A 3,892-nucleotide genomic window follows, 5' to 3' on the forward strand; every position below is an offset into this window, starting at 1 on the left:
TATGGACATATTCATCCAGCAAATCATCAACGGCCTGGTGTTGGGTAGCATGTACGCCCTGATCGCGCTGGGCTACACGATGGTGTACGGGGTCTTGAACCTGATCAATTTTGCGCACGGGGACGTGCTGATGATCGGGGCGATGGCCGGTTTAAGCATCTTGAAACTGGTGCAGCACGTTGCGCCCGGTCTGCCCGGCATCGTCAAGCTGATCATCGCCATCATCGGCGCCATTCCCGTGTGCGTGATTGTCAGCATGATCATCGAGCGGGTGGCCTATCGCCCCCTGCGCAACGCCCCGCGCCTGGCCCCGCTGATCACCGCCATTGGCGTCTCGATCCTGCTGCAAACGCTGGCCATGATGATCTGGGGCCGCAGCCCCTTGCCGTTCCCGCAAATCATGCCGTCGGACCCGGTGCACATCGCCGGCGCCCTGATCTCGCCCACGCAGATCATGCTGCTGCTGCTGGCGCTGGCCGCCATGATCGGCCTGGTCCTCATCGTCGAGAAGACCAAGATGGGCCGGGCCATGCGCGCCACCGCCGAGAACCCGCGCATTGCCGGCCTGATGGGCGTGGATTCGAATCGCGTCATCGTCGTCACCTTCGTCATCGGCGCCGCCCTGGCCGCGATTGCCGGCGTGATGTGGGCGGCGAATTACTCCACGGCACAATTCGCCATGGGCTTCGTGCCGGGGTTGAAGGCCTTCTCGGCAGCGGTGCTGGGCGGTATCGGCAACATCTACGGCGCCATGCTCGGCGGCATCCTGCTGGGCCTGATCGAAAGCCTGGGCGCCGGCTACATCGGCGACCTGACGGGCGACTTCCTGGGCAGCAACTACCAGGACATCTTCGCCTTCATCGTGCTGATCATCGTGCTCACACTGCGTCCCTCCGGCATCATGGGTGAGCGCGTGGCGGACCGCGCTTGACATCGACTCAGGTGCCGTCAGCGTATGTGCTCGCGACGGCTCCTGAACGAATTTTCCATTTGCTAACGCAAACAGAGAGACATTAATTATGGCCTTCCTCAGCTTCGACAAGAAACGCAACCCGCGCCAGGCCAACATCAGCCTGGTCGCGCTCCTGATCGTCATGATCGCCTTCCCCTTCATTGCCAGCCAGTTCGGCAATTCGTGGGTGCGCATCATGGACATCGCCCTGCTCTACATCATGCTGGCCCTGGGCCTGAACGTGGTGGTGGGTTTCGCCGGCCTGCTGGACCTGGGCTACATCGCCTTCTACGCCATCGGCGCCTACACCGCCGGCTTGCTGGCCTCGCCGCAGTTCGCCGACGTCCTGCAATCCTTCGTCAACACCTACCCCGCGGTGGGCAACTTCCTCATCCTGGTCTGCGGTCCGCAGATCGTGCAGACCGGCATCCACCTGTCGCTGTGGATCATCGTGCCGCTGTCGGCCCTGATCGCCGCCCTGTTCGGCGCCCTGCTGGGCGCGCCCACGCTGAAGCTGCGCGGCGACTACCTCGCCATCGTCACGCTCGGCTTCGGCGAAATCATCCGCATCTTCATGAACAACCTCAACGCCCCCGTAAACATCACCAACGGGCCGCAAGGCATCAACCTGATCGACCCCATCCGCGTCTTCGGCGTCTCGCTGGCCGGCGAACCCGGCTCCGGCTCCATCGTCAAATTCCTCGGCTTGAGCCTGCCGTCGGTGAACGCCTACTACTTCCTGTTCCTGCTGCTGTGCATCGGCGTCATCTTCTTCTCCATCCGCCTGCAAGACTCGCGCCTGGGCCGCGCCTGGGTCGCCATTCGCGAAGACGAAATCGCCGCCAAGGCCATGGGCATCAACACGCGCAACGTCAAGCTGCTGGCGTTTGCCATGGGCGCCTCGTTTGGCGGCATTGCCGGCGCCATGTTCGCCTCCTTCCAGGGCTTCGTCTCGCCGGAATCCTTCTCCCTGACCGAATCGATTGCGGTGCTCGCCATGGTGGTGCTGGGCGGCATCGGCCACATCCCCGGCGTCGTGCTCGGCGGCGTGATCCTCGCCGCCTTGCCCGAAGTGCTGCGCCACGTGGTCGAACCGGTCCAGATGAGCCTGTTCGGCCGCGTGTGGATAGACGCCGAAGTGCTGCGCCAGCTGCTCTACGGCCTGGCCATGGTCGTCATCATGCTCAACCGTCCCGCCGGGCTGTGGCCGTCGCCGCGCCATGAAGACCGTCCCGAAGCCGACCACCCGCACGGCGACGAGCCGGTCGGCGTGGTCAAGGCGTAATCATCGACGAACAGCACACAGAGGACCAACCAATGAGCACCACCCTGTTAAAAATCGCCGACGTCAGCAAACGCTTCGGCGGCCTGCAAGCCCTCTCGGGCGTCAGTCTCACCATCGAACAAGGTCAGATTTACGGCCTGATCGGCCCCAACGGCGCCGGCAAAACCACCTTCTTCAACGTCATCACCGGCCTGTACCAACCCGACACCGGCAGCTTCGAGCTGGCCGGCAAGCCCTACAGCCCCAGCGCCCCGCACGAAGTGGCCAAGGCCGGCATCGCCCGCACCTTCCAGAACATCCGTTTATTTGGCGACATGACCGTACTGGAAAACGTCATGGTCGGCTGCCACGTCCGCACCAAACAAAACGTCTTCGGCGCGGTCTTCCGCCACAAGGCCGCCCGGGACGAAGAAGCCCAGATCAAAGAGAAATCGCAAAAGCTGCTCGACTTCGTCGGCATCGGCCAGTTCGCCGCCAGAACGGCGCGCCACCTGTCCTACGGCGACCAGCGCCGGCTGGAGATTGCCCGCGCGCTGGCCACCGAACCGCAACTGCTGGCGCTGGACGAACCGGCAGCGGGCATGAACGCGACAGAAAAGCTCGGCCTGCGAGAGTTGCTCGTAAAAATCCAGGCGGAAGGTAAAACCATCCTGCTGATCGAACACGACGTCAAACTGATGATGGGCCTGTGCAATCGCCTGACGGTGCTGGACTACGGCAAGCCGATTGCCGAAGGCGTGCCGGCGGACGTGCAGAAGAACCCGGCGGTGATTGAGGCATACCTTGGTGCTGCGCACTAAACCTTTCTCTCCTTGCGTCGTCCTGACGAAAGTCAGGACCCCGCGTCGTAGCGGCGTTTGTTACGACACTGGGTCCCAGCGTTCGCTGGGGCGACACTCCAATTGATGCAGTGAGTTCAGAAAACCATCATGACAACGAACATCTTAAAAATTGAAGACCTGAGCGTTGCCTACGGCGGCATCAAGGCCGTCAAGGGCGCGAGCCTGGAAGTCAACGAAGGCGAACTGGTGACCCTGATCGGGGCCAACGGCGCCGGCAAGACCACCACCCTGAAGGCCGTCACCGGCACCTTGCCGAACTGCAAAGTCAGCGGCCACATCACCTATCTGGGTCAGGCCCTGAAGGGCCAAAGCTCCTTCAACCTGGTGCAGCAAAAGCTGGCGATGGTGCCGGAAGGGCGCGGCGTCTTCACGCGCATGAGCATCCACGAAAACCTGCTCATGGGCGCCTACACCAGCGACGACAAGCAGCAGATCGCGCAGGACATCGAGCACTGGTTCACGGTGTTCCCGCGGTTGAAGGAACGCGCCGGGCAGATGGCCGGCACCTTGTCGGGCGGGGAACAGCAGATGCTGGCCATGGCGCGCGCGCTGATGAGCCATCCGAAATTGCTGTTGCTGGACGAACCGTCGATGGGTTTGTCGCCGATCATGGTGGAGAAGATCTTCGAAGTGATCCGCACGGTGTCGGCGCAGGGGATCACGATCCTGCTGGTGGAGCAGAACGCCAAGCTGGCGCTGGAGGCGGCGCACCGCGGTTATGTGATGGAGTCGGGCCTGATCACCATGACCGGCAATGCCAGGGACATGCTCAGCGATCCGCGCGTCAAGGCGGCTTATCTGGGCGAGGGGTAA

4 protein-coding genes are annotated in these 3,892 nt (G+C 62.8%); all 4 read left to right on the plus strand.

The window, feature by feature from the left end; translation table 11 throughout:
- Position 1: 1 nt before the first annotated feature.
- The 4 genes from PMI16_RS20025 to PMI16_RS20040 all read left to right on the plus strand — a co-directional run bounded on the left by PMI16_RS20025 (position 2) and on the right by PMI16_RS20040 (position 3,892).
- The gene (locus PMI16_RS20025; protein ID WP_007882916.1) at positions 2-931 is read left to right on the plus strand and encodes a branched-chain amino acid ABC transporter permease; all 930 of its coding nucleotides are present in this window, start codon (positions 2-4) and stop codon (positions 929-931) included.
- A gap of 88 nt (positions 932-1,019) precedes the next feature.
- On the plus strand, positions 1,020-2,237 hold the full coding sequence (locus tag PMI16_RS20030) for an ABC transporter permease subunit (RefSeq protein ID WP_007882919.1): 1,218 nt from the start codon (positions 1,020-1,022) through the stop codon (positions 2,235-2,237).
- Positions 2,238-2,269: 32 nt separating this feature from the next.
- On the plus strand, positions 2,270-3,037 hold the full coding sequence (locus tag PMI16_RS20035; RefSeq protein WP_007882922.1) for an ABC transporter ATP-binding protein: 768 nt from the start codon (positions 2,270-2,272) through the stop codon (positions 3,035-3,037).
- 129 nt (positions 3,038-3,166) lie between these two features.
- Positions 3,167-3,892, plus strand: coding sequence for an ABC transporter ATP-binding protein (locus PMI16_RS20040; RefSeq protein ID WP_007882925.1), 726 nt, complete (start codon positions 3,167-3,169; stop codon positions 3,890-3,892).

Origin of the sequence: Herbaspirillum sp. CF444 (genome assembly GCF_000282135.1) — a bacterium.
GTDB lineage: Bacteria > Pseudomonadota > Gammaproteobacteria > Burkholderiales > Burkholderiaceae_D > Herbaspirillum.

Coding starts and splice junctions, on each gene's coding strand:
- PMI16_RS20025 (WP_007882916.1), top strand. CDS start 2: ATGGACATATTCATCCAGCAAATCATCAACGGCCTGGTGTTGGGTAGC.
- PMI16_RS20030 (WP_007882919.1), top strand. CDS start 1,020: ATGGCCTTCCTCAGCTTCGACAAGAAACGCAACCCGCGCCAGGCCAAC.
- PMI16_RS20035 (WP_007882922.1), top strand. CDS start 2,270: ATGAGCACCACCCTGTTAAAAATCGCCGACGTCAGCAAACGCTTCGGC.
- PMI16_RS20040 (WP_007882925.1), top strand. CDS start 3,167: ATGACAACGAACATCTTAAAAATTGAAGACCTGAGCGTTGCCTACGGC.